Below are 24,316 nucleotides of genomic sequence, written 5' to 3'. Positions count from 1 at the left end.
AATAAGCTTCTTGCGTATCGTGGCAGGCGGAGCCTGCCCTATAGCGCCTTGATACGCCATCGCCCAGAGGCCTCCACAAAAAATCCACCCGGAGCCACCAACCCACCGCCCCACCCCACCCCCAACCACACAACAACCCCAACCCCTCACCGCAAACCCTACCACCCGGCAACCGCGCGGCGCGGGCACCCAAACCACAACCACACCCACCCATCAGCCAAAGCCACACGCCCGACCGCTCCCGCACCAACCCCACCCCGCCAGTCGCGCCCCCACCTCGCCGCTTGAAGCCGGGGGCAGCTCATCCGGGTGTTGTGGAGAGCGCAACTGGGCGCTTAATCTGCAACAGGCTTCGTGGAGGTGGGCATGTCCGAGCACCCCGACCGGCTGTGGCGCAATCCCGAGCCCAAGGCCGGCTACGACGTGGTCGTGGTCGGCGGCGGGGGGCACGGGCTGGCCACGGCGTACTACCTGGCGGCCAACCACGGCATACGAAACGTGGCGGTGCTGGAGAAGGGCTGGCTGGCCGGCGGGAACATGGCCCGCAACACCACGATCATCCGGTCCAACTACCTGTGGGACGAGAGCGCCGCCATCTATGAGCATGCCCTCAAGCTGTGGGAGGGACTGTCGGCGGAGCTGGACTACGACATCCTGTTCAGCCAGCGGGGCGTGCTGAACCTGGCGCACACGCTCCAGGACGTGCGCGAGGGAACGCGGCGGGTGCACGCCAACCGGCTCAACGGGGTGGACGCGGAGTGGCTGGATCCGGACGAGGTTCGCAAGTTCTGCCCGATCGTGAACACCGCCGACGACGTGCGCTACCCGGTGTTGGGGGCGACGTTGCAGCCGCGGGCCGGCATCGCGAAGCATGATCACGTGGCCTGGGCGTTCGCCCGGAAGGCCGACGAGCTCGGGGTGGATCTGATCCAGGGCTGCGAGGTCACGGGATTCATCAAGCACGGCAACACGATCGCCGGGGTGGAGACGAACCTGGGGCCGATCCGCGCCGGCCGGGTGGGCCTCGCGGCGGCGGGGCACAGCAGCGTGCTGGCCAGCCTGGCCGGAATTCGGCTGCCGGTGCAGAGCCATCCGTTGCAGGCCCTGGTGTCCGAGTTGCTGGAGCCGGTGCACCCCTGCGTCGTGATGTCCAACCACGTGCACGTCTACGTCAGCCAGGCGCACAAGGGCGAACTGGTGATGGGCGCGGGCATCGACCCCTACAACTCCTACGCCCAGCGCGGCTCGGTGCACGTGATCGAGCAGCAGATGGCGGCGGCGCTGGAGCTGTTCCCGATCTTCGCCCGGGCCCACGTGCTGCGCACCTGGGGCGGCATCGTGGACGTCACGCCGGACGCGTCGCCGATCATCGGCCCGACGCCGGTGGACAACCTGTTCGTCAACTGCGGCTGGGGAACCGGCGGCTTCAAGGCGACCCCGGCCTCCGGCTGGACCTACGCCCACACCCTGGCCACCGGCCACGCCCACCCGCTGAACGAACCGTTCGCCCTCGAACGGTTCACCACCGGCGCGCTGATCGACGAGCACGGCGCGGCGGCCGTCGCCCACTAGAGGGAGAGGTTCCGATGTTGCTCATCCCGTGCCCCTGGTGCGGCGACCGCGACGAGACGGAGTTCCACTACGGCGGCCAGGCCGGCGTGCCGTACCCGGCGCAGCCGGCCGAACTGTCCGATGTGGACTGGGGCGAGTACCTGTTCGTGCGGGACAACCCCAAGGGGAAGTTCGCCGAGCGCTGGTCGCACTCGGCTGGGTGCCGTCGCTGGTTCAGCATCGTCCGTGACACGGCGACCCACGAGATCGTGCGATGAGGCTCCCGGAAGGCGGTCGAATCGACCGCGCGAAACCGTTGCGCTTCACCGTGGACGACGTCGAATACCTGGGTTACGCCGGCGACACGCTGGCGTCGGCGATGATCGCCAACGGTCTGCTGGAGGTCGCACCCAGCACGTACAGGGGAAGGCCGCGCGGGATCTTCGCGGCCGGCGTGGACGAGCCGAACGCCTTGGTGCAGCTGGACGATCCGATGCTGCTGGCCACCACCGTCGAGCTGGTCGACGGCCTGGCCGCCACCACTCTGCGGGGCAGGGGAAGGCTCACCGACACACCGGACAACACCCGCTACGACAAGCGAAACGCGCACTGTGACGTGCTGGTGATCGGCGGCGGCCCGGCCGGCCTCGCGGCCGCGCTGGCGGCCGGTCGGACCGGGGCACGCACGATCCTGGTCGACGAGCAGCGCGAGCTCGGCGGGTCACTGCTGACCGAGAACCGGCTAATGGGATGGCTGGCCGACACCGCCCGCGAGCTGGGCGCGCTGCCCGAGACGAGGGTGCTGACCGGGACCACGGCGTTCGGCTACTACGACCAGAACTTCGTTGCCCTGGCGTCGAAAACCCGACTGTGGCACGTCCGCGCCAAGCGCGTGGTACTGGCCACCGGGGCGCACGAGCGGCCGCTGGTGTTCGTGGACAACGACCTGCCGGGCATCATGCTGGCCTCGGCGGTTCGCCAGTACGCCAACCGGTACGCGGTGCTCCCCGGCCGTGACATCGTGGTGGCGACGACAAACGACGGTGCCTACGGGACGGCGTTCGATCTCGCCGGCCAGGTTTCGACCATTGTGGACAGTCGGGCCGAGCCGCCGGCAGCGCTGGCCGCCCGGGCCCGTCATCTCGGCATCGAGGTGATCGCCGGATCGGTGGTGCGACAAGCCTTGGGCCAGCGGCGGATCGAGGGCGTGCTGGTCGGCGACCGGGAGATCGCCTGCGATCTGCTCGCGGTGTCCGGCGGCTGGAACCCGGCCGTGCACCTGTTCTCGCAGTCCCAGGGCAGGACCCGCTACGACGAGCGCGTCGCCGCGTTCGTGCCGGACACCTCCGTTCAGGCCCAACACATCGTGGGCGCGGCCAACGCCGTCTACGATCTCGCCGGGTGCCTCGAAGGGGGCGCCGAAGCCGGGCTGGAGGCGGCCACGCTGACCGGGTTCGCTGGGGACCGGCCAGGGATTCCCCACACCGCCAGGGAAAGCGGCAAGGACCCGCAGCCGGTGTGGTTCGTCGACGGTCCCGAGGACCGGCAGTTCGTCGACCTGCAACGGGACGCGACCGTCGCCGACGTGCGGCGGGCGACCGGGGCGGGCATGCGGTCGGTGGAGCACGTGAAGCGCTACACCACCATCGGCACCGCGCACGACCAGGGCAAGACCTCCGGTTTCGCGGCGATCGGCGTGATCGCGCGACTGCTCGGGGCCGAGACGCCGCAGGGCACGACCACCTACCGGCCGCCCTACACTCCGGTGTCCTTTGCCCTGCTGGCCGGGCGGGATCGGGGCGAGCTGCACGATCCGGTGCGCACGACCCCGATGCACGACTGGCACGTCCGCAACGGCGCGCGGTTCGAGAACGTCGGCCAGTGGAAGCGCCCCTGGTACTACCCGCAGCCCGGCGAGGACATGAAAACCGCCGTGCTCCGGGAATGCCGGGCCGCCCGCACCAGCGTGGCGGTGATGGACGCCTCCACCCTTGGCAAGATCGACATCCAGGGACAGGACGCCGGCGAGTTCCTCAACCGCATGTACACCAACGCGTTCGCCAAGCTCAAGGTCGGCCACTGCCGGTACGGCCTGCTGTGCAAGGCCGACGGCATGGTGTTCGACGACGGCGTGGTGATGCGGATCGCCGAGGACCGGTTCCTGGCCACCACGACCACCGGCAACGCGGCCACGGTGCTCGACTGGTTCGAGGAGTGGTCCCAGACCGAGTGGCCGGAGCTCAAGGTGTGGTTCACCTCCGTCACCGAGCAGTGGGCCACGATCGCGGTCGTCGGCCCGCAGGCCCGGACCGTGCTGGCCATGGTCGCGCCGGACGTGGACTGTTCGGCGGCCGCCTTCGACTTCATGACCTTCAAGGACGTCAAGCTGGCCGACGGCACGCCGGCCCGGATCGCCCGGGTGTCGTTCTCCGGCGAGCTGGCGTTCGAGATCAATGTGGACGGTCGGCACGGGGCCCGGGTGTGGGACGCGGTGATGGCCACCGGGCTGCCGACCCCGTACGGCACCGAGACCATGCACGTGCTGCGGGCCGAGAAGGGCTACGTGATCGTCGGCCAGGACACCGACGGCACCGTCACGCCGCAGGACCTCGGCATGGAGTGGATCGTCTCACCGCGCAAGGATTTCGTCGGCAAACGCTCCTACCGGCGGGTCGACACCGCGCGCCCGGACCGCAAGCACCTGGTCGGACTGCTGCCGGCCGACCCCGACGACCTGCTGCCCGAGGGCGCGCAACTGATCGCACCGGACACGCCGCTCACGCCGCCGGTGCCGATGCTCGGGCACGTCACGTCGAGCTACCACAGCGCCGCGCTCGAACGGACCTTCGCGCTGGCCCTGCTCAAGGGTGGCCGGCAGCTGATCGGGCAGACCGTGCTCGCGCCGCTGGGCGACCGCACCATCGCCGCGACCGTCACCGAGCCGATCTTCTACGACCCGGAGGGGACCCGCCGTGACGGCTGAGCTGCGTGAGATCGCCCTCGACCGGCAGGTCGACCTGCGGGTCGACCCCGTCGACCCGGCCGCCACCCGGATCGGGGAGCTGCTGGGCACGCCGCTGCCGGTGGTGCCGAACACCGGGTCCGAGTCGGTGCTGTGGCTGGGGCCGGACCAGTGGCTGGTGTTCGGCGCCGACGAGCAGCGGCTGCGAGCCGCGCTGGGCGACACCCCCGGCTCGGTCACCGACGTCTCGGCGAACCGGGTGGTGTTCGAGCTGTCCGGACCGGACGCGCGGGACGTGCTGGAACAGGGCTGCGGCATCGACCTGCACCCCAGGGCGTTCGGGCCGGGCCGGTGCGCGCAGACCATGCTGGCCCGCGCGAACGTGGTGCTACACCAGGTCGACGCCGCGCCGACGTACCGGATCCTGGTGCGGCCCTCGTTCGCCGGCTACCTCAGATCGTGGCTTCGGGATGCGGCGTCGCCGTCGCACCCGGGCTGAGGTCGTCGGGCAGCTGGGACATCTGCCACAGCGCCAGGTGGAAGCTCTCCTTGCGGATGCGCAGGTCGTGGTAGAGCAGCGTGCTCACGCCGATCATGAACGCCTGGCCGAGCGCGTACACCACGGCCGACCCCACGGTGATCAGAATCGCTGTGGTCGGCGAGAACAGGGCGCCGAACACCTGGGCCGGGTCCGGCCGTCCGCCCATGGTCGAGTACTGCGCCAGCTGCCCGAACTGCGCGAGCGACACCGGCAGCTCGACCAGGTAGCTGGCGATGTAGACCATGACCCCGCACAGCAGCAGGATGCCGAACGACCGCCACCAGTTGTCGGTGACCAGCCAGCGGGACCGGCGCAGCGCGGTCAGCACCGGCGCCGGCTCCATGACCAGCGCGGCCGGCGCGAAGGCGTAGGAGACCCAGAAGTAGGCGCCGGCGACGATGCCGGCGACGAGCACCAGGAAGGCCAGCAGGGCCAGGCCCGGGGCTTGCGCGGCGACGGCCAGCGCGACCAGCGCCGCGAACGGCACGAAGGCGCAGCCGGCCACGATCAGCCAGATCAGCGTCGTCAGCCCGAGCAGCGGCAGCAGTCGCGGCGCGGCCGCGCGCAGGGCCTGCCCGATCGTGGTGGAGCGGCCGAGCACCGCCCGGCTCACCGTGATCGTCACGACCGCCTGGGTGGTCACCGACACCGCGATGACCAGCACCAGCTCGATCACCATGATCAGCAGCCAGCCGCCGAGGAAGGACAGGGCCTGGTCGGGCGTCGTCCGCCCGTTGACGTTGGCCAGCGTCTGGCTGAACAGGATGAACGCCGGCACGATGCCGATGGCCGCGGTGACCAGACTCGCGATGAACGGCAGCAGCAGCGCCGGCTGCCAGTTGCGGAAGATCGCCTTGAACGAGCCGCCGATCAGAGACCCCACGTCCAGCGGGCGCAGCGGGACGACCCCGGGCTGCGGCGCCTGGTAGTACATCGGCTCAGTCGGTCCCTGTGGCGGTCCCAGCGGCCCCGCCGGCGGCGGCTGCTGCGGGTAGTGGATGTACTGCTCCGGATTGTCCGACATGTCGCCCCCTGTGCTACTCGCTCCATGGTGTCACGCCGGCCGGCCCGACCGGGCCCAGGGGCCTGTTGATCAGGCCGTTCAGCGGTGCCCGTTACCCCGATCAGGGCACACCGAGCGTGACCACGGGCGTCGCACCGTACCCGGTCGACCGCCGATGACCTGGGAAAACTCCCCTTTCGGGCGAGAAACGCGAACTTATCCGCGCCGCACACTCCGCACCGGGGCCCGGTGGTGGCATGATGTGCGCTGAGACCGGGGCTTTTCGTTGTGATGGCCTGGCTCGGCTTACAGGGAGTTAGTGGTATGGCGCAGGGCAGTGTGAAGTGGTTTAACAGCGAAAAGGGCTTCGGGTTCATCGCGCAGGACGGTGGCGGTCCCGACGTCTTCGTGCACTACTCGGAGATCCAGGGCACGGGCTTCAAGACCCTGGACGAGGGGCAGCGCGTGGAGTTCGAGATCGGCCAGGGCCAGAAGGGCCCGCAGGCCCAGGGCGTCCGCGCCATCTGAGCAGCCGAACAGGAGGGCCCGCGCCGGCAACGGCGCGGGCCCTTCCGTATTTCCGGCCGATCGGGCACCACGGCAGGCCGCCGACGTCCCCGATCGCCGTCGACCGGGGCGGCCGGCCACGGTGGTGTCCGGCAGACTGCCGGCATGGAATCACTGACGATCACGCTCGGCGAGCACGTGTTCGACGCGCTCGCCGCCGGTCCCGTCGACGGCGAGTTCGTGCTGCTGCTGCACGGCTACCCCGAGTTCGCCGACTGCTGGACCGAGGAGCTCACCGCGCTCGGCGCGGCCGGCTACCGGGCCGTGGCCGTCGACCAGCGCGGCTACTCCCCCGGCGCGCGGCCCACCGAGATCGCCGACTACGTCGTGGCCAGCCTGGTCTCCGACGCCCTCGGCTTCGCCGACTCGCAAGGCGCCGACCGCTTCCACCTCATCTGCCACGACTGGGGCGGCATCGTCGGCTGGGCCCTGGCCGGCGCCCACTCCGACCGGCTCAAGTCGTTCAGCGTCCTGGCCACGCCCCATCCGCAGGCCCTGCACGCCGCCGTGACGTCCTCCCAGGACCAGTACGACCGGGTCGGCTACGTGCGGTTCTTCCGCAGCGGGGTCGGGCCGGCCGAGGAAGCCCTGCTCGGCGACAACGCCGCCCGGCTCGCCGCCGCCTACGGCGGGGCCGTGTCCGAGGAACTGGTGGCCCGCAACGTCAAGCGCTTCTCCGAGCCCGGGGCCCTGACCGCCGCCCTGAGCTGGTACCGGGCCGTGCCCACCGACGACCTGAACATCGAGGCCGGCCGGGTCACCGCGCCGACCCTCTACATCTGGGGCAGCGAGGACAAGGCCCTGGGCCGGCTGGCCGCCGAGACCACCAAGGACTGGGTGGACGGGCCGTACCAGTTCGTGGAGCTGCCCGGCGCCAGCCACTGGCTGCCCGAGGAGTCCGCGGACAAGGTCATCCCCCTGCTGCTGGACCACCTCGCCACCCACAAGGGCTGACTCCCTCCCCTCCCCTCCCCTCCCCCGCCTCTTTTTCGCCACATGCGCTTCCCATTTGGCACCCAGGCCCACATAGGAAGCGCACGTGGCACACGGGCAGGCGCTTCACCACATGCGCTTCCCATGTGGCGTCAGAGCCCAAATGGGAAGCGCGTGTGGCTTAAGAGGGGGTGGGAGGCTGGGGGTGGGGTTAGCCTCGGCGGCGGGGTTTGCCGCGGGCGGCGTTGCGCTGTCGGCCGGTGTTGGCGGCCGGCTTGCGCCGCGCGCCGCCCTTGGCCGGCTGGGCACCTCGCTCAGCAGACTTCGCCGGCTGACCGCCCCGCTCAGCAGACTTCGCTGGCTGGGCGCCCAGCTCGGGAGACTGGCCGCCCCGCTCCGCCGGCTGGCCGCCGCGGGAGCTGTTCACGGTCCGTCCCCGCACGATGCCGATGAACTGCTCCATCAGCTCGGACGTCTCCCCCGCCGGCCACGACAGCGCGACCTGCGACACGGGGCCGCTCGGCAGGGGCCGATAGGTGAGGTCCTTGCGGTGGTGCAGGCGGGCCAACGACTGGGGGGCGATCAGCAGCCCGATGCCGGCCGACACCAGCTCGACGGCGTCCTCGGTGGTGGCGGGGCGCTCGAACGCGGGCTTGCCGGGCAGCGGGGCCGTCCACTCGAGAACGTCGTCGAGGGGGTGCAGCACGACCTCGTCGGCCAGGTCCTGTTCGGACAGTTCCTCGGCGGCGGCCAGGAAGTGGTCCTTGGGCACGATGGCGACGGTGGCCTCGATGTAGAGCGGGATGGCGTGCAGGCCGTCCCGGTCGACGGGCAGCCGCAGCAGCACGGCGTCGGCCTCGCCCCGCCGGACGGCCGTCTCGGCCTCGGCGGCGGTCACCCGGACCAGGGTCAGCGGGACCTCGGGCAGCCGCTCCCGCCAGGTGCGCACCCACTTGGCCGGAGTCACCCCCGGCACGTAGGCCAGCCTGAACGTCACGGGGTCAGGCTACCGGCCGTAGGCTTGGGCCCATGACGTCGCAGAAGACCCCCCAGACGATGAAGCCCGCGACCGCGGCGAAGAAGCTGGGTGTGTACCTCGAAGCCACCCCCGCGGAGTTCCGGGACGGCGTGGTCTCCCGCGACGAGCTCAACGCCCTCCAGGCCGACCCGCCGGAGTGGCTGCGCGACCTGCGCCGCAACGGCCCGCACCCGCGACCGGTGGTGGCGGCCAAGCTGGGCGTCTCCATCGGCGGCCTGGCCCGCGGCGGCGTCACCGAGGCGCTGACCACGGAGCAGATCGAGCAGATCAAGACGGAGAACCCGGACTGGCTGGTCCGCGAGCAGGAGACGCAGGCCGAGTTCCGCGAGGAGCAGCAGAAGCTCAAGGACCGCGCCGCCGAGCCGGTGAAGCCGGCGGCCAAGCCGGTGAAGCCGGTCAGGAAGGCCAAGCCGGCCAAGTCCCGCTGACCAACGCCTTTCCTGGCGTTTTTTGGGGGGCGGGGTCAGGGGTCGGGGTGGACGACCTCGAAGAGGGGGTCGACGCGGTAGGCGATGGGCTCGATGAGGGCCACGGTGGTGTTGCTGCGCAGCATGCCGGGGCAGGCCAGCACGGAGGCGACGACCTGCTGGAGGTGACGGTTGCTGCGGGCGACGACCCGCACCAGCAGGTCGCCGGAGCCGGCGATGCCGTGTGCCTCCAGCACATAGGGCACCTTCTGGATGGCGGCGACGGCCTCGCTGAGCCGCCCCTGGGCGACCTCCATGGTGACGAAGGCGGTCACCTCCAGGCCCAGCGCGGCCATGTTGATCTCACGGCCGCGCGCGCCGATGACGCCGTCGCGTTCGAGGCGCTGGACCCGGGCGTGGGCGGTGTTGCGGGCGACGCCGAGCAGGCTGGCCAGCTCGGTGATGCCGGCGCGCGGCCGTCGCACCAGCTCACGCAGTATGCGCAGGTCTAGTGTGTCGAGAGTCACCGTTCTGCTCACCCCGTCGTCGCGTCGGCCGCCTTCGTTGAGCATATCGCTCAATGAGCGGACCCTCGTATTGCGCATCGCCCGCATTGGACGTGCAATCTAGTCAACTTGCGCAGGGTTGTGGGAGGTCGAAGTGCAGCTGCTCAATGGTGTGCACGCGCTGGCCCGGCTGCTGGTCGACCAGAGCGAGGCCGACCGGGCCCGGGGCTGGCGCACGGCTGGCCTGGTCTCGGGGTACCGGGGCTCGCCGCTGGCCGGGCTGGACCAGCTGCTGCTGAAGCAGTCGACGCTGCTCGCGGAGCACGACATCAGGTTCGTGCCGGGCGTGAACGAGGAGCTGGCGGCGACCGTGGTCTACGGCTCGCAGCTGAGCACCCAGCTGCCGGATCCGGGCTTCGACGGGGTGTTCGGCCTCTGGTACGGCAAGGCCCCGGGCGTGGACCGCTCGTCGGACGCCTTCAAGCACGCCAACTGGATGGGCACGACCCCGCGCGGCGGCGTGCTGGTGGTGGCCGGCGACGACCCGGCCTGCAAGTCCTCGACCCTGCCGTCGAACTCGGTGATGACGCTGGCCGAGTCGTTCATGCCGGTGCTGGCCCCGGCCTCGGTGGCCGACGTGCTGCGGCTGGGCCGGCTGGGCATCGAGATGTCCCGGTTCAGCGGCGCCTGGGTGGGCATGACCGTGCTGACCAGCATCGCCGACGCGACCGAGGTGGTCGACACCGCGCAGCCGGTGGAGATCACGGTCCCTGAGTTCAGCTGGCTGGGCCGTTCCTGGCAGCCCACGCGCAAGCCGGGCGTGGACATCCCGGCGGCGCTGGCGATGGAGCGCGAGGTGCTGGACGGCCGGCTGGCCGCGGCCACGGCGTTCGCGCGGGCCAACGGGATCAACCGGATCGAGGGCGCGCGCGACGGGGCGAAGATCGGCTTCATCGGCGTCGGACGGTCCTTTGTGGAGCTTCGCGAGGCGTTGCACCGGCTCGGGGTCGACGAGCAGATCCACCGCGTGCGGATGCTGCGGCTGGGCCTGGTGCACCCGCTGGACCGGGAGACGGTGCGGGAGTTCGCCGAGGGCCTGGACGAGATCGTGGTGGTGGAGGACAAGCGGGCCTTCGTGGAGCCGCTGGTCCGGGACGCGCTCTACGACCTGCCGACCCGCCCGCGGGTGCGGGGCAAGGACCTCATCCCGGTCACCGGCGAGCTCGACGCGGACCGGATCGCCCTGGCGCTGACCACAACCCTGGCCGAGCGGTTCGGCGCGGACGCGGTGCACCCGCTGCCGCGGCGGCGTCCGCAGCTGACGCTGACGGCGGTCAGCCGGACCCCGTTCTTCTGCTCGGGCTGCCCGCACAACCGGTCCACGGTGGTGCCGGACGGGTCGATGGCCGGCGCGGGCATCGGCTGCCACGCCATGACCACGTTCATGGACCGCAGCCTCGGCATGACGCAGATGGGCGGCGAGGGCGCGACCTGGGTCGGCGCGGCCCCGTTCAGCGGCGCCGGCCACATGTTCCAGAACATCGGCGACGGCACGTTCTTCCACTCCGGCAGCCTGGCCGTGCGGCAGGCGGTGGCGGCCGGCACCAACATCACCTTCAAGCTGCTCTACAACAGCGCGGTGGCGATGACCGGCGGCCAGGACGCCGACGGCGGCATCGACCCGGTCGGCGTCACCCACCTGCTGCACGCCGAGGGCGTGGCGAAAATCGTTGTGGTGGCTGATGATCCGGGCAAGTACCCGCGCGGCACGGCATGGGCCGATGGCGTGACGGTACGGCATCGTGACGATCTCGATTCCGTACAACGTGAACTCCGGACTGTCACAGGCACGACAGTCCTGCTCTATGACCAGGCCTGCGCGGCCGAGACCCGCCGCAAGCGCAAGCGCGGCAAGGCTCCCGAGCCGCCGCAGCGGGTGTTCATCAACGAGGCGGTCTGCGAGGGTTGCGGCGACTGCGGCGCGAAGTCCAACTGCCTGAGCGTGGAGCCGGTGGAGACCGAGTTCGGCCGTAAGACCCGTATCGACCAGACCTCGTGCAACAAGGACTTCTCCTGCCTGCTGGGCGACTGCCCGTCGTTCATGACGGTCGTGCCCGGCAAGGCCACCAAGGCCAAGGTCACGCCGCCGCAGCTGCCGGGCGATCTGCCCGAGCCGGCGCGGAAACCCGGCCAGGCCAACGTGGTGCTGGTCGGCGTGGGCGGAACCGGTGTGGTGACGGCGAACCAGGTGCTGGCTGGCGCGGCGCTGCTGGACGGTCTGGACGCCCGCGCGATGGACCAGACCGGCCTGAGCCAGAAGGCCGGCGCGGTGGTGTCCCACCTGAGGGTCGGCCCGGAGAACCGGGAACGGCCGGGCCTGGTCGGCCTGGGCGCCGCCGATGCCTATCTGGCCTTCGACGCCCTGGCGGCCACGGCACCGTCCAATTTGGACCGCTGCGCGGCCGACCGCACGGTGGCGGTGGTGTCCACCAGCCAGACCGCGACCGGCGAGACTGTCACCGATCCGTCCAAGGTCCTGCCGGCCAGCGCCACGCTGCTGGGCACGATCGCCGACCGGACCATCGGCGGCCGTATGGTCGCGGTGGACGCGCTGGGCGTGGCCGCGCGCCTGTTCGGCAGCACCACCGCGGCTAACTTCCTGATCATCGGCGCGGCCTACCAGTCGGGGCTGCTGCCGATGAGCGCCAAGGCGATCGAGGCGGCCATCGCGCAGAACGGCGTCGGCGTGGCCACCACCGTCCAGGCGTTCCGGGCCGGCCGCCAGCTCGTGCTCGACCCGACCTGGCCCGGCCGCGCCGAGAGCACCGACGATGAGGGGCTGCTGCGGGCGGAGCCGTTCCTGGCCCAGGCCAAGGAGATCCTCGCCGCCGCCGGCATCGACTCCAAGACCGCCCTGACCCGGACGGCCGACCTGATCGGCTACCAGGACACGCGCTACGCCCGCCGCTACGTCGACGTTCTCGCCGGGGTCGAGAACGTGGCGGTGCGCGAGGTCGTGGCGCGCCAGCTCTACAAGCTGATGGCGTACAAGGACGAGTACGAGGTGGCCCGCCTGCACCTCGACCCGGCCGTGCGCCGGCAGTTCGGCCCGGACGCCAAGGTGAAGGTGATGCTGCACCCGCCGCTGCTGCGGGCCATGGGCATGCGCCGCAAGCTGGCCCTGGGCCGCACAGCTGGCCCGGCGTTCCGGGTGCTGCGGTCGATGCGCCGCCTGCGCGGCAGCCGCCTCGACCTGTTCGGCTACGCCGCGGTGCGGCGGATGGAGCGTGACCTGATCACCGAGTACGTCGAGGTGGTCGGCCGGCTGGCCGCGGCCCCGGAGGAGCTGGCGCTAAGGGTGGCCGGCCTGCCCGACCGGGTCCGCGGCTACGAGGAGATCAAGGTCGAATCGGTCCGCGGCTACCGGGCCGAGCTGGCGGAACTGGCCGCCGAGCTGGGCAGACACCCGCACGCGGTGCGCTGAGGAATGGGGGCTGCCCCGGCTCCAGAAGGGTGAGGAGCCGGGGACAGCTGGCCGGTCCCCGTCACGGGGGGTGAAACGGGGGCTGGCCCGGATCACGTTACGGGGGCCGCGCCCGGCTCCGTGACGTCAAAAACACCGTCGCCGCGCGGCCCAAGGATCCGCTAGCCGGTCACGACGTAGCCGAGCGTGCCCTCCTTGGTGACCTTCGGACTCTCGCAGTTGGCGATCACCGAGTCGAAGTGGCTGTTGCCGGCGTTGCACCGGTACAGCGCGGTGCTGGCGACGCCGGCCGGCTTGGCCTGGTAGAGGTAGCCGAGCAGGCCGAGCGAGGTCTGGCCCTCGCAGTTGCCGGTCTGGTCCACCGAGCTGAAGTGGTCGTCGGTGGTCTTCATCTTGCACGAGTAGAGCTTGATCGTGCCGGGCTCGGACTTGGCCACCACCGAGCCCAGCGGGCCCTCGGCGGTGAAGCCGGCCGGCGCCGCCGACTTGGGCGTGCCGGTGAAGTGGAAGCCCTTGGGGTTGTTGTAGCGGGTGAGCAGGGCCAGCGCGAGCGGCGGCTTCGTGGTGGTGGTCGTGGTGTGGGTGGTCGTCGTGGTGCTCGTGGTGGTGCTCGACGAGGTGGTCGTGACGGCGGTGGTGGTCGTGGTGGGCAGCGCCGAGGCGGTGGTGGTCGTTGTCGACGAAGCGACCGCCGCGGCCGAGGCGACGCCGTCCTGCGGCCCGGAGTTGGCCACCAGCACTGCGGCGGTGGTGGCCGCCGCGACCGCCGCCGCAGCCGCGCCGCCGATGAGGAAAGCCTTGCGGCGCCGGGGTTTCGGCTCGCCATCCCACGGGTCGACCGGCTTGGTCGGGGACAGCGGCGGCCCGCCGGACAGCACCTGCCGCACCTGCGCCGGCAGCCACCGCTGGTACGGGTCGGCGACCAGCAGGCCCATGATCACGTCGGCCAGCGGCGGCCGGCACAGCCGCAGCCTCGGCTCCTCGTACATGATCGCGTGCAGGGTGGCGGCGGTGGTGTCGCGGTGGAACGGCCCGTAGCCCTCGACCGCGTGGAACAAGGTCGCGCCCAGCGCCCACAGGTCCGAGGCGGGGCCGGGGAAGCCGCCGTTGAACAGCTCCGGGGCCATGTAGCCGGGCGAGCCCAGCACGCCGCCGCCGGCGCCGGTGTGGTTGGGGTCGTCGATGGCCCGGGCGATGCCGAAGTCGGCCAGCTTCACCCGGTCCCCCGGCAGCAGCATCACGTTGCCCGGCTTGACGTCCCGGTGCACGATGCCGGCCGCGTGCGCGACCTCCAGCGCCGACAGCAGGGCCAGGCCGATGGTCGCCACCCGGTCCGAGGCCAGCGGGCCCTGCGCGGCCATGATCTCGGCCAGCGTCGGGGCCTCCACCAGCTCCATCACCACGAAGGTGGAGCCCTGGTCGACGAGCACGTCGTACACCGTGACCACGCCCGGGTCGTTGAGCCGGCCGGCGGTGCGGGCCTCGCGCAGCACCCGCTCCATGCCGCCCGGCGGGACCTGGATCTCCTTGAGCGCGACCTGCCGCCCGATGACCCGGTCGTCGGCGCGCCACACCACGCCCATGCCGCCCCGGCCCAGCTCGCCGACGATCACGTACCGGTCGGCCACCACCCGGTTCACGCTGCTGCTCCCCCCTCCACGAGACCTTCACATCTTCCGCCATCGCTCTCCACGCCCCGCGTCTAGGGTCGGTCCCATGGCAGATCCACAGCAGCGCCGGGTGCTGGTCGTCGACGACGAGCCGACGATCGCCCAGTCGGTGGCGGCCCGGCTGCGGGCCGAGGGCTTCGAGGTGGAGATCGCCGCCGACGGGCCGTCGGCGGTGGCCGCGGCGTCCGCCCGGCGGCCCGACCTGGTGGTGCTGGACGTGATGCTGCCCGGCTTCGACGGGCTGGAGGTGTGCCGGCGGATCCAGGCCGAGCGGCCGGTCCCGGTGCTGATGCTGACCGCCCGTGACGACGAGACCGACCTGCTGGTCGGGCTGGCCGTCGGGGCCGACGACTACCTCACCAAGCCGTTCTCCATCCGGGAGCTGGCCGCCCGCGTGCACGCCCTGCTGCGTCGGGCCGGCCGGTCCGAGCAGCTGGACGGCCGCCGGATCGTGCTGGCCGACCTGGAGATCGACATGATCGAACGGCGCGTGCACCGGGCCGGCGATGAGGTGCACCTGACGCCGACCGAGTTCCAGCTGCTGGTGCACCTGGCCGGGCGGCCGCGGGCGGTGCTGCCCCGGGAGCGGCTGCTGGCCGAGGTGTGGGGCTGGGGCGAGGCCGCCGGCACCCGCACCGTCGACAGTCACGTCAAGGCGTTGCGGCGCAAGCTCGGCGCCGACCTGATCCGGACCGTGCACGGCGTCGGCTACGCCCTGGAGGTGCCGCGATGAGGACCCGTCAGCTGGTGCGGACCCTGGCCGACCTGCTGCCCCGGCCGCTGGACCCGGTCCGCTCGATCAAGCTCAAGCTGGGCATCGTGGTGATCGCATCCGGGGCGATCGCGCTGGCCTTCTTCTGGTGGCGCATCGGCTGGCTGCCGCCGGCCACCTCCGTGACGGCGATCCTGCTGGCCCTGTGCACCTCGCAGGTGCTGGCCCACGGCATGACCCGGCCGCTGCGGGCCATGGCCGCCGCGTCGCACTCCATCGCCCGCGGCGGCTACGAGGTGCGGGTGCGGGCCACCGCCAAGGACGAGGTCGGCGAGCTGGCCGTCGCGTTCAACCAGATGGCCGCCGACCTGGGCGCGGCCGACCAGCAGCGGCGGGACCTGATCGCCAACGTGTCCCACGAGCTGCGCACCCCCATCACCGCGCTCCAGGCCGTGCTGGAGAACGTCGTCGACGGCGTCACCCCGGCCGATCCGGCGACCATGAGCACCGCCCTGGCCCAGACCCAGCGGCTCGGGCGGCTCATCGAGGAGCTGCTGGACCTGTCCCGATTGGACGCCGGCGTGCTGACCCTGGCCCGGGAGGAGCTGGCGCTGGCCCCGCTGCTGGCCGACATGGTGGCGGAGGCCGAGGTCGCCGGCCGGGGCACCCGGTTCGAGGTCAAGGTCGAGCCGGCCGACGCCACCGCCTACGCCGATCGCGGACGCCTGCACCAGGTCGTGGCCAACCTCCTGGACAACGCCTCCCGGCACGGCCCCCGTGGCGGCTTGGTCCAGGTGCGGGCCGTCGCCCACGCCGACCACACCGTGATCGAGGTCGTCGACGAGGGCCCCGGCATCGCCGCCGCCGACCGTGACCGCGTGTTCGAACGCTTCACCCGCGGCGAACGCTCCGGCGACGGCGGAACCGGTTTGGGCCTGGCCATCGCCCAGTGGGTGGTGGACCTGCACGGCGGCACCATCGCCGTGGTGGATCCGGGGCGGAAGGGCTGCCGGATCCGAGTCACCCTCCCCACCGCCTGACTCCCCGCTTTTCCCGCCCATCCACTCGGGTGCGGCGGCGATGACACCTGCCTTGGAGACTTGTCATGAGCTACCGCCCGATGAATCAGGTCCACATGACCCCGGCGGCAGTCAATCCCGCGCCCAAGCCGTGGCCGGTGCTGATGGCCGGAGTGGTGACCGCCGCCCTGGTGCCGCTGGACAGACCGGGGCTCGGTTGGCTGTTGGCGGCGCTGCTGCTGGTTGTGGTGGTGTGCACGCAGATCAGCCGGCCGAAGCTGGTGAGCGTGGGGTGGGCGGTGGTCACGGTCCTGCTGGCGGGCGTGGGCACCGTAAGGGCCGCGGAGTGGCTGTTCACGCTGTGTCTGCTGGCGGCTGTGGTGACGGCGTCGCTGGCGGTGAGCGGGGGCCGCTCGGTCACGGCGCTGGTGTTCGGTGTGGGGCGGGCGTTCCCGTCCATCAGCAAGGCCATCGGCCGGGTCATCGGCGGCGGCGGTTGGGGCGGCGCGGTCACCAGCAGCCCGGACGGCAGCGACAGCGGCGCACACCCCCACGACAGCTCGGAGGCCGGAGCCGGGCGGATGGTGTTGTCGGTCGGCGTCGGCCTGACCATGGTGGCGATCTTCGGCGCGCTGTTCGCGGCGGCCGACCCGGACTTCGCGGCGCTCGTCCGCGACGGCATGCCCACGGTGGACGTCGGCTCGACGTTCCGGACGCTGTTCCTGTTCTGCGGCGGCGGTTTGATCGCCGCCGGGGCGTTGCGACCGCACGTCCGCCAGCAGCGCGTGGTGGCACGCCGGTCGGTGGTCCGCCGGCTGGAATGGGCCGTCCCGGTGGGCATGCTGGTGGTGCTGTTCGCGGCCTTTGTCGGCGTGCAGCTGGTTTCCTGGTTCGGCGGCAGCGATTACGTGATGCACACGGCCGATCTGACCTACGCCCAGTACGCCCGCACGGCCTTCTGGCAGCTGACCGCGGTCACGGTGCTGACGCTGGCGGTCATCGGGGTCACGGCCCGGATCGCCCCGCGTGAGTCGGGCACGGATCGGTTGTGGCTCAGGGCGATTCTCGGCGCGCTGGCAGTGCTGACGCTGGTCGTGGTGGCCTCGGCGCTGAGCCGCATGTGGGCCTACCAGGAGGCGTACGGCTTCACGGTGCTGCGGCTGCTGGTGGAGGCGTGCGAGATCTGGCTGGGCCTGGTGTACGTCATGGTGATCGTGGCCGGCGTGCGGCTGAGCGGCCGCTGGCTGCCCAAGGCCATGCTGAGCACCGGCATCGCCGCGCTGCTGGTGCTGGCGGCGCTGAACCCCGAATATCTGGTGGCCCGTCAGGATGTGCAGCGCTGGCAGCAGACCCAGCGGCTGGACGCGGTGTACCTGTCGGGGCTGTCGGTGGACATCCTGCCGGCGTTGGACGGCCTGCCCGACCAGTTGAAGGCCTGCGCGGCCCCGTGGCGTCGGCTGCCGTCGGACGACTGGCGTGAATGGAACGCCAGTCGCGCCGGCGCTCGGCAAATCCCTCACCAGCTCTGCCCCTGACGCTGCGCGCCGACGGCGTCACTGTGCGAACAAGCCTGTTTCGCCAGGGTTTCGTTGCTCCCATGGGGTTGCCAGCGGCGGTAGCATCCTGCCGCCAGGCATGCCCGGCCCGACGGGAGTTCGCGATGAACGTTGTCCAAGCCCTGCCGCAGTGCCAGGTGGGGCCGGCAATCGGGGCCGGTCGCACGGGCGTGGTCTACGCGGGCGTGCACCGCTCGTTCGGCCCGGTGGCGATCAAGCAGCTGCCGGGCATCGGTGACCGGTTCGACCGTGAGGCGAAAATCCTTGCCAGCCTTGACCATCCGCACGTCGCGCCGGTGCACGACTACGTGCGGGCCGGGCGCGACGGGCTGTTGGTGACCGAGCGCCTGGACGGCGGCACGGTCTTCGAGCGGTTCCGCCGCGACGGCATCAAGCCCGACGCCGCCTGCGCGATCACCCTCGCCACGCTGTCCGGGTTACAGGCCGCGCACCGGGCCGGCGTGCTGCACCTGGACGTGCGGCCGAAGAACCTGCTGTTCACCGGGCAAGGAGTGCTCAAGGTCGTCGATTTCGGCCTGGCCCAGGGCCCGCCGGCCTACACCGCGCCGGAGCGGGCCGCCGGCGGCCCGCTGACCCCGGCCGCGGACGTGTACTCGGCCGGAACCGTGCTCTACGAGCTTCTCTCCGGCACGCTGCCGGACCGTGACGCGGCGGCCACGCTGCGCCAGCGCGGCGTGCCGGAGCCGTTGGCCCGGGTCGTGATGCGGGCCCGGGCCTGGGACGCGAGCCGCCGCTACCCCGACACCGAGGCCTTCGCCACCGATCTCACCGCCGCCGCCGACGCCACCTTCGGCCGGGGCTGGCAGTCACGGTCGGGCGTCCCCATGCATCTTGCCCCGGAGCCGGCCGCCGAGCCGGAACCGGAACCGGGCCGGCCGGGGCTGTTGCCGGCCCTGGTGGCGGCGATCTCCCTGCTGGCCCTGGTGATCCTGCCCTTTGTCGCCCCGGCCCCGGGCCCGCGCACGGCCGTCACGCAGATGTCCGTGCTCGGCGCCGCCCCGGGCCAACCGGCCAATGTGGACCTGAGCCTGCCGGTGCCGATCACCGGCGGCCCGGCCACGATATCGCTGTCCGTGGGCGGAATTCCGGTCGCCACCGCCAGCGGCCAGAGCTCGGTGGCCTTCCCGGCCATCACCCGCTGGCTGGTCGGCGGCACGGTCACGGGACGCCTGCGGTCGGCCGGCGGCGTGCAGGAATTCCCGGCCGTGACCCAGCAGTTCCCGCTGGCCAGCGGGATCGGCCTGGGCAGCCTGCTGGCCTGCGCGCTGTCGGGGCTGTTCGTGCGGTCCCGGCTGCGGTCGGTCCGAAGTGGACAGAGTCATATCGGGACGTACGCCGGCGGGGCGGGGCTCGGCGCGCTGTTCGGCATCGGCGCGTGGCTGCTGATCTCGGTCCTCACCGGGAACGAACCCATGCCGCTGTACGGAATCGGCTGCGCCGTCGCCGGCGCGATCGCCGTCACGGCGACGATGCGGGCGGTCGCTATCCGGGCCGCGTGACCCCGCAGTCGTAGAGGTGATCGCGCACCTGGGGGCAGTGTTCGGCCGCCCAGTTGACATTGGCGTCCGCCACCGTGCGGGCCGGGTTGCGCACCTCCCCCTTGACGTAGCGCAGGGCGCCGCTGCGGATCAGGTCGACGAACTGTGCCGTGGTGGGAAACGGGGTTCGTCCGGTGAATCCACCCATCGGCAGGATGCTGGCCCCGGTGTGCGCGATGATCGCCGCCGCACTGCCGGCGCCGTCCACGGCCATCAGGTAGCGAGTGCCACTGTTGTTGACCCGTAACCAGTCCAGCAACTCCGCATCCTTTGTGGACACTCCGCTGGGCTTGCGATGCGGGGCCCCGGCGGCCGGGCTGGCCGCGTCGGCCGTCGCCACCTTGGCGTCGGTCGACAGCGTCCAGGCCGCCGGTGTCATCAGCATCGCCACAAGCCCCACGACACCGCCGACCGTGACCAGACGTGGATCCTTGGCCGCCAACAAGGCCAATACCCCGAACACCGCGAGCACGGCGGCCAGCGGCGCGATCTGGGGCAGGATCGACCGCGCCGGCAGCACAACCGCCCACGCGACGGTCAGCAGGATCGCCGTCGGCAGTGCCCAGCGATGCCGTTCCCGCGCACGCCAGAACAGCACGAGGCCGGCCCCGGTCAACGCCGCCACCGCCGGCGCGAGGACGACAACGTAGTAGCTGTGCCGGAAATCCCCGAGCCCGAACGCCGCCACGTGGATCGCCAGCCACAACCCCCACAACACGAACCCGCTGCGCATCCTGCCCCGCGTCCACAGTAGACCGAGAACGATCGCCAGCAGGCACACCGGCAGCAGCCAGCCCACCTGCGGCGCGGTCCTGCTGGTGAACAGGGCGAGGAAACCCTTGCCGTGCAAGCGACTCGCGGCGTTGTAGCCGAAGACCATGCTCAACGGGTTGTTGTCGGCCGTGGCATCGAAGTACGGACGGCTCCCGGCCGGCGTCGCCAGCGCGATGAGCAGCCAGGTCGACGACACCGCCAGGCATACCGCCCCGGCGGCCAACAGGCGCGGCCACCGCCGCACCGGCGCCAGGATCAGGTACGCCACCACGAACGCCGGCAACACCACCCAGGCCTGGAGCATCTTGACCTGGAACGCCACCCCCACCCACACCCCGCACGCCAGCAGCGGCCGCAGCCGATCCTCGAACACCGCCCGCTGCCAGGCCCCGGCCGCCAGCACGAGCAGCAGGGTCAGCGGCGTGTCCACGATCTGCGACTTGGCCAACGCCGCCGCCACCGGCGTCAACGCCATCGCCAGCGCCGCCAGCAGACCCGCCGTCTCCCCCGCCCAGCGCGTCACCACCCGGTAGAGCACGAGCACCGTCAGCACGGCCTCGATGACCCCGGGCAGCGCCACCGACCAGTCGTGGAAGCCGAAGATCCGCACCGACAGCGCCTGCGGCCAGAACCCGCCCGGGATCTTGTCCAAGGTGATCGACCCCTCCGGGTCGAACGCCCCGAACAGAAACCCCTCCCAGCTGCCGGCCATGCTCCGCACGGCCGACGCGTAGTAGTTGTGCACCGGGTGGACGGCGATGCCCCAGGCATAGATCACCGCCGCCAGCAGCCCCACCGCCGTCGGCCGGAGGTGTCGGATCACAGCAGGTCCGCGAGGGCGTCGACCAGGCGGGCGCGCAGTTCGGGGCGGGAGCGGACCTCGCTGTCGGACTCGATGTGCGCGAAGACGCTGCCGAGACCGGTGGTGGCTGCGCCCTGGACGTTGCGCTTGCCCTCCAGGTTGCCGCAGGGCTCCGTCCACACTCGACAGACCGCCAGGCCGCCGTCGCTGAGGCGGTCAGCGATGCGCTCGTGCACGGGAGTGTGTTGGGTCGCGCCGGAGGACACGACGACATCGGTGTCGGGCAGGCTCCGGTCGTCGAAGCCGTGGAGTTGCACCTGGGGCAGGCCCCGTTTGGCCAGCTCCACGGCGACGGCGTTGAACAGGGAGTCCACATTGTGGGCAACGTCGGCGGTGCCGTCGCCGGCCTTGCGGTGGGCCCCGGCGACCAGCACGGCGGAGCCGGGCCTGCGCCGGAAGAGGTCGATGCCGACCTGCTCGGTGTTGAGGTCGAAGTTGGGGTGCGGGACCTCGATGACCAGCCGCGGGCTGACGTCGTAGTCGGCGATGTACATGCCCCAGCCGCGAGCGGCGTCGGGCTCGGTGGCGGCCAGCACGAAGTGCCGCCCGGTCGCCTCGTCGACGCCGTCAGACACGGTGAAACCCAGCGGTTCCAAGGGTTTTCGCTGCGCGTCGAGGTCGACGTGGCCGGTCAGCAGCGGCACGAGGCCGTCGAGGGCTGCGGCCCGCTCCTGCTCACCGGGCGGACGGTAGGGGGCGTCGGGGCTGAGGGCGTCGGCGAACCGGGTCACCTCCGCCGCCAGGTCGATCTTCGTCACAGTGCCGGGCGGCCGCAGCAGCACGAGCACCACCACGCCGACCACCAGCACGGCGATGATCAGCAGGTTTCGTCCGGACAGCATCCGAGTACCTCTCAGCGACAGTCGACCCGGCCTGGTTGCCCATTTATGAGTGATGCTTGCATAACCACCCGAACCATACTCTAATGGGTGATGTGACAGTCGGACAGAGTGTGACGCGACACCCTGCCGACACCGTGGCCTTTCCCGGCCGCGGCGTCCACCGACTTTCGTAGGTGTTACGCGATCCGAGTGGCTGGAACCGGACGCGAAGCTCTTTCGGTTAATTAAGCGTGAATGCGCCGTGCACACTGACTAGGAGTACGTGGTGGCGAGGACTCGTGCGGAAACACCGGTCGAGAACGGGTTTCCGGATGGCGTGCGCACCCCGCTCGCCGTCGTCGCGGCGGCGTTCGCGCTGTTGGCGGGATGTTTCCTGACGGCCGCGCCCGCGATCGGCTCCGGTGACAGCGCGCACATTCTTGCCCAGTCGCAACAAAAACTGGTCGACGATCTCGCGCACGCGACGGCCGACTCACTGGGCGAGGTCGCGGTGGCGCTGAGCACGGCGACCAAGCTGTACTCGATCAATCCAGACCGGACTCCGACCGAGGCGGTGGCCGCATTCGCCCGCAGCTGCCCACAGGCCCGCGGACTGGTGTTGCTGCACCGGGGAAGTGCGAAACCGCTGGCCAGACTGGGCGAGCCGATCTCCGTGGAATCCTTTTCAGGAACCGATATCGACCGGATCACGGTGCGCGTCGTGCATGATCCGAACGGCTCGACGGTCGTGCTCACGGCCACGCCGGTCGACGGGACCGACTGGATTGTCGTGGTGTCCACGGGAATCCAGGTGCCGGTGGACAAGTCGACCCGGGACTCGGCCGGCACGATCCTGCTGACCATGGCCGACGGCCGGATCGTCCAGCAGCACGGCCGCCCCGATCCCAGCACCCGGAGCCTGGTCGCGTCGAGCAGCGCGGCGGCGGCCGACGGCGGCGGCTTCACCATCGGGGCCGAGGGCAGCGGACCGGTGGTCAACGGCGCCCGCACCACGCCGGTGGCCGTCTACGCCCCGGTCATGACCGGCGACCCGGCCACGCCGGTCGGCCTGAACGTGCTGCTGGTGGCGGTGTCCCCGGTGTCGGGCGACAACCCGGTTCCCCTGGGGATCGGCCGAATGGCCGCCATGGCCCTCGCGGTGGCAGCGGCGGCGGCCCTGATCGGATTCGGCTTCGTACGGCCGATCCGCCGGTTACGGGCCGCCGCCCTGACCGGCGCCCCCGGCGGCCGGTACCGGTTACGGGAGGCCGAGCGGATCGCCGCCGCGCTCGACGGCCGGCCGGTCGACCGACGGCGGTCACGGGTTCCGGCCTGGACGGTCGTTCTTGTCGCCGCGACGCTGCCGCTGGGGTGGGCGGCCACGGTCGGGATCGTCGCCGGGCAGAGCACGCCGACCGTGCCGGACGTGGTCGTGCAGGGGCAACGAGCCCTGGCCGCCACCGCGGCGCAGGCGCTGCGGCAACAGCTGTCCGCGAGCTTGACCACGTTGCAGACGTTCTCGACCCGTGCGGGCAAGGACTTCTCCTCGCTCCGGCCGGCGCTGGCCGACCTGGTGTCGCAGAATCCGCGCTACCGCAGCGTCTACGTCACCGACGCGGCCGGGACCGTGCAGGTCAGCGCCGGACGCACGGCGCTGCGCACCGAGGAACGTCCGCCGGCTGGATCCGGCCTGCACCAACAGAACACCGCCGGCCGAGTGCCGGTCCTGTTCGCCAGCACGCCGTTGCCGGACGGTTCCCACATGCTGGTCGGCGAGCTCGACGTGACCAAACTTTCCTCGGTGCTGCGGCGCACGGCCGGCAGCGCCCGGCTGGTCGACTCGGGGCTGCGCACGCTGGCCGCCGCCGACGGCTATCGGGCCTTCGACGTCGTGGACGCGCAACCGTTGCGGCAGAACGTGAACGACGCGCTGGCCAACACCGCCAAGCCCGGCATCGCCGAGATCGACGGCCAGCGGTACGTGATCGCGTCCGCCTCGCTGGCCGGATCGCCGAACACCGACCCGTTGCGCTGGACCGTGCTGCTGCAACAGCCGGTGACCGAACTTCCCTTGCCGGACAACAGCGTCCGCAACCTCTGGCTATTCGTGGCGATGGCCTGCGGCGCACTCGGCCTCGCCCTGTTCGGGTGGTATCACTGGTGTTTCGTGGGCCCGTTGCGCCGGCTGGCCACGGCGGCCGAACGGCTGGCCGACGGCGATCTCAAGACCGTGCTCTATCCCGAGCGGCTCAACGAGATCGGCACCCTGGCCCAGTGTCTGGACGCCTGTCGCCGCCGACGGGCGGCGCCGGCCGAGCAACCGCAGCCGGTTCTGGTCTAGGGGAATCCT

19 protein-coding genes are annotated in these 24,316 nt (G+C 71.5%); 13 read left to right on the top strand and 6 right to left on the bottom strand.

Features of this window, described 5'->3' with window-relative positions; all coding sequences use genetic code 11:
* Positions 1-366: 366 nt before the first annotated feature.
* From ACIG5F_RS27945 to ACIG5F_RS27930, 4 genes are read left to right on the top strand one after another with little or no spacing between them, the layout of a single operon-like run.
* Positions 367-1,572, top strand: a complete 1,206-nt coding sequence (locus ACIG5F_RS27945) for a sarcosine oxidase subunit beta family protein (RefSeq protein WP_396522423.1) — start codon at positions 367-369, stop codon at positions 1,570-1,572.
* 14 nt (positions 1,573-1,586) lie between these two features.
* Positions 1,587-1,829 carry a sarcosine oxidase subunit delta gene (locus ACIG5F_RS27940; protein ID WP_396522421.1) on the top strand — a complete coding sequence of 81 codons (243 nt, stop codon included), beginning with the start codon at positions 1,587-1,589 and terminating at the stop codon, positions 1,827-1,829.
* Complete coding sequence (locus tag ACIG5F_RS27935) at positions 1,826-4,534, top strand: 2Fe-2S iron-sulfur cluster-binding protein (protein WP_396522419.1); 2,709 nt, start codon at positions 1,826-1,828, stop codon at positions 4,532-4,534. Before ACIG5F_RS27940 ends, ACIG5F_RS27935 begins: the two co-directional genes overlap by 4 nt.
* Positions 4,524-5,012 (top strand): sarcosine oxidase subunit gamma, encoded by a 489-nt coding sequence (locus ACIG5F_RS27930; RefSeq protein WP_396522417.1) that lies wholly within the window; start codon positions 4,524-4,526, stop codon positions 5,010-5,012. Before ACIG5F_RS27935 ends, ACIG5F_RS27930 begins: the two co-directional genes overlap by 11 nt.
* Here the strand turns inward: ACIG5F_RS27930 and ACIG5F_RS27925 are convergent.
* Positions 4,966-6,078 (bottom strand): hypothetical protein, encoded by a 1,113-nt coding sequence (locus ACIG5F_RS27925; RefSeq protein WP_396522415.1) that lies wholly within the window; start codon positions 6,076-6,078, stop codon positions 4,966-4,968. The genes ACIG5F_RS27930 and ACIG5F_RS27925 overlap by 47 nt on opposite strands.
* Positions 6,079-6,381: 303 nt before the next feature.
* Between ACIG5F_RS27925 and ACIG5F_RS27920 the strand changes: the two genes are divergently transcribed.
* Both ACIG5F_RS27920 and ACIG5F_RS27915 read left to right on the top strand, forming a co-directional pair.
* Complete coding sequence (locus tag ACIG5F_RS27920; protein ID WP_396522413.1) at positions 6,382-6,585, top strand: cold-shock protein; 204 nt, start codon at positions 6,382-6,384, stop codon at positions 6,583-6,585.
* 144 nt (positions 6,586-6,729) lie between these two features.
* A complete protein-coding gene (locus tag ACIG5F_RS27915) occupies positions 6,730-7,578 on the top strand; it encodes an alpha/beta fold hydrolase (protein ID WP_396522411.1) in 849 nt (282 codons plus the stop codon).
* 190 nt (positions 7,579-7,768) lie between these two features.
* Here ACIG5F_RS27915 and ACIG5F_RS27910 read toward each other — a convergent pair whose 3' ends face one another.
* A complete protein-coding gene (locus ACIG5F_RS27910; protein ID WP_396522409.1) occupies positions 7,769-8,554 on the bottom strand; it encodes a LysR family transcriptional regulator substrate-binding protein in 786 nt (261 codons plus the stop codon).
* A gap of 32 nt (positions 8,555-8,586) precedes the next feature.
* On the opposite strand from ACIG5F_RS27910, the gene ACIG5F_RS27905 reads away from it, so the two are divergent.
* Positions 8,587-9,024: a DUF5997 family protein gene (locus ACIG5F_RS27905; RefSeq protein ID WP_396522407.1), complete on the top strand. Its 438-nt coding sequence runs from the start codon at positions 8,587-8,589 to the stop codon at positions 9,022-9,024.
* A gap of 35 nt (positions 9,025-9,059) precedes the next feature.
* On the opposite strand, the gene ACIG5F_RS27900 is transcribed toward ACIG5F_RS27905, so the two are convergent.
* Positions 9,060-9,530, bottom strand: a complete 471-nt coding sequence (locus ACIG5F_RS27900; RefSeq protein ID WP_396522405.1) for an Lrp/AsnC family transcriptional regulator — start codon at positions 9,528-9,530, stop codon at positions 9,060-9,062.
* A gap of 133 nt (positions 9,531-9,663) precedes the next feature.
* Between ACIG5F_RS27900 and ACIG5F_RS27895 the strand changes: the two genes are divergently transcribed.
* Positions 9,664-12,993, top strand: coding sequence for an indolepyruvate ferredoxin oxidoreductase family protein (locus ACIG5F_RS27895; RefSeq protein ID WP_396522403.1), 3,330 nt, complete (start codon positions 9,664-9,666; stop codon positions 12,991-12,993).
* Positions 12,994-13,154: 161 nt separating this feature from the next.
* On the opposite strand, the gene ACIG5F_RS27890 is transcribed toward ACIG5F_RS27895, so the two are convergent.
* Entirely contained in the window at positions 13,155-14,633 is a 1,479-nt protein-coding gene (locus ACIG5F_RS27890; RefSeq protein ID WP_396522401.1) for a serine/threonine-protein kinase, read from the bottom strand.
* Between the two features lie 76 nt (positions 14,634-14,709).
* Between ACIG5F_RS27890 and ACIG5F_RS27885 the strand changes: the two genes are divergently transcribed.
* The 4 genes from ACIG5F_RS27885 (at position 14,710) to ACIG5F_RS27870 (ending at position 19,470) form a co-directional block, all read left to right on the top strand.
* Entirely contained in the window at positions 14,710-15,396 is a 687-nt protein-coding gene (locus ACIG5F_RS27885) for a response regulator (protein ID WP_396522399.1), read from the top strand.
* On the top strand, positions 15,393-16,415 hold the full coding sequence (locus ACIG5F_RS27880) for an ATP-binding protein (protein ID WP_396522397.1): 1,023 nt from the start codon (positions 15,393-15,395) through the stop codon (positions 16,413-16,415). The genes ACIG5F_RS27885 and ACIG5F_RS27880 overlap by 4 nt, the downstream gene beginning before the upstream one ends.
* A 95-nt stretch (positions 16,416-16,510) precedes the next feature.
* Complete coding sequence (locus ACIG5F_RS27875) at positions 16,511-17,929, top strand: DUF4153 domain-containing protein (protein WP_396522395.1); 1,419 nt, start codon at positions 16,511-16,513, stop codon at positions 17,927-17,929.
* 125 nt (positions 17,930-18,054) lie between these two features.
* The gene (locus ACIG5F_RS27870; RefSeq protein WP_396522393.1) at positions 18,055-19,470 is read left to right on the top strand and encodes a serine/threonine-protein kinase; all 1,416 of its coding nucleotides are present in this window, start codon (positions 18,055-18,057) and stop codon (positions 19,468-19,470) included.
* On the opposite strand, the gene ACIG5F_RS27865 is transcribed toward ACIG5F_RS27870, so the two are convergent.
* Positions 19,454-21,106, bottom strand: a complete 1,653-nt coding sequence (locus tag ACIG5F_RS27865) for an ArnT family glycosyltransferase (protein WP_396522391.1) — start codon at positions 21,104-21,106, stop codon at positions 19,454-19,456. The genes ACIG5F_RS27870 and ACIG5F_RS27865 overlap by 17 nt on opposite strands.
* Positions 21,103-21,987, bottom strand: a complete 885-nt coding sequence (locus ACIG5F_RS27860; RefSeq protein WP_396522389.1) for a hypothetical protein — start codon at positions 21,985-21,987, stop codon at positions 21,103-21,105. The genes ACIG5F_RS27865 and ACIG5F_RS27860 overlap by 4 nt, the downstream gene beginning before the upstream one ends.
* A gap of 265 nt (positions 21,988-22,252) precedes the next feature.
* On the opposite strand from ACIG5F_RS27860, the gene ACIG5F_RS27855 reads away from it, so the two are divergent.
* Positions 22,253-24,307 (top strand): HAMP domain-containing protein, encoded by a 2,055-nt coding sequence (locus ACIG5F_RS27855; RefSeq protein ID WP_396522387.1) that lies wholly within the window; start codon positions 22,253-22,255, stop codon positions 24,305-24,307.
* The last annotated feature ends 9 nt before the right edge of the window (positions 24,308-24,316 follow it).

Source organism: Kutzneria sp. NPDC052558, from assembly GCF_044547355.1.
Classification (GTDB): domain Bacteria; phylum Actinomycetota; class Actinomycetes; order Mycobacteriales; family Pseudonocardiaceae; genus Kutzneria.
This window is presented reverse-complemented; position numbering and strand designations above follow the sequence as displayed.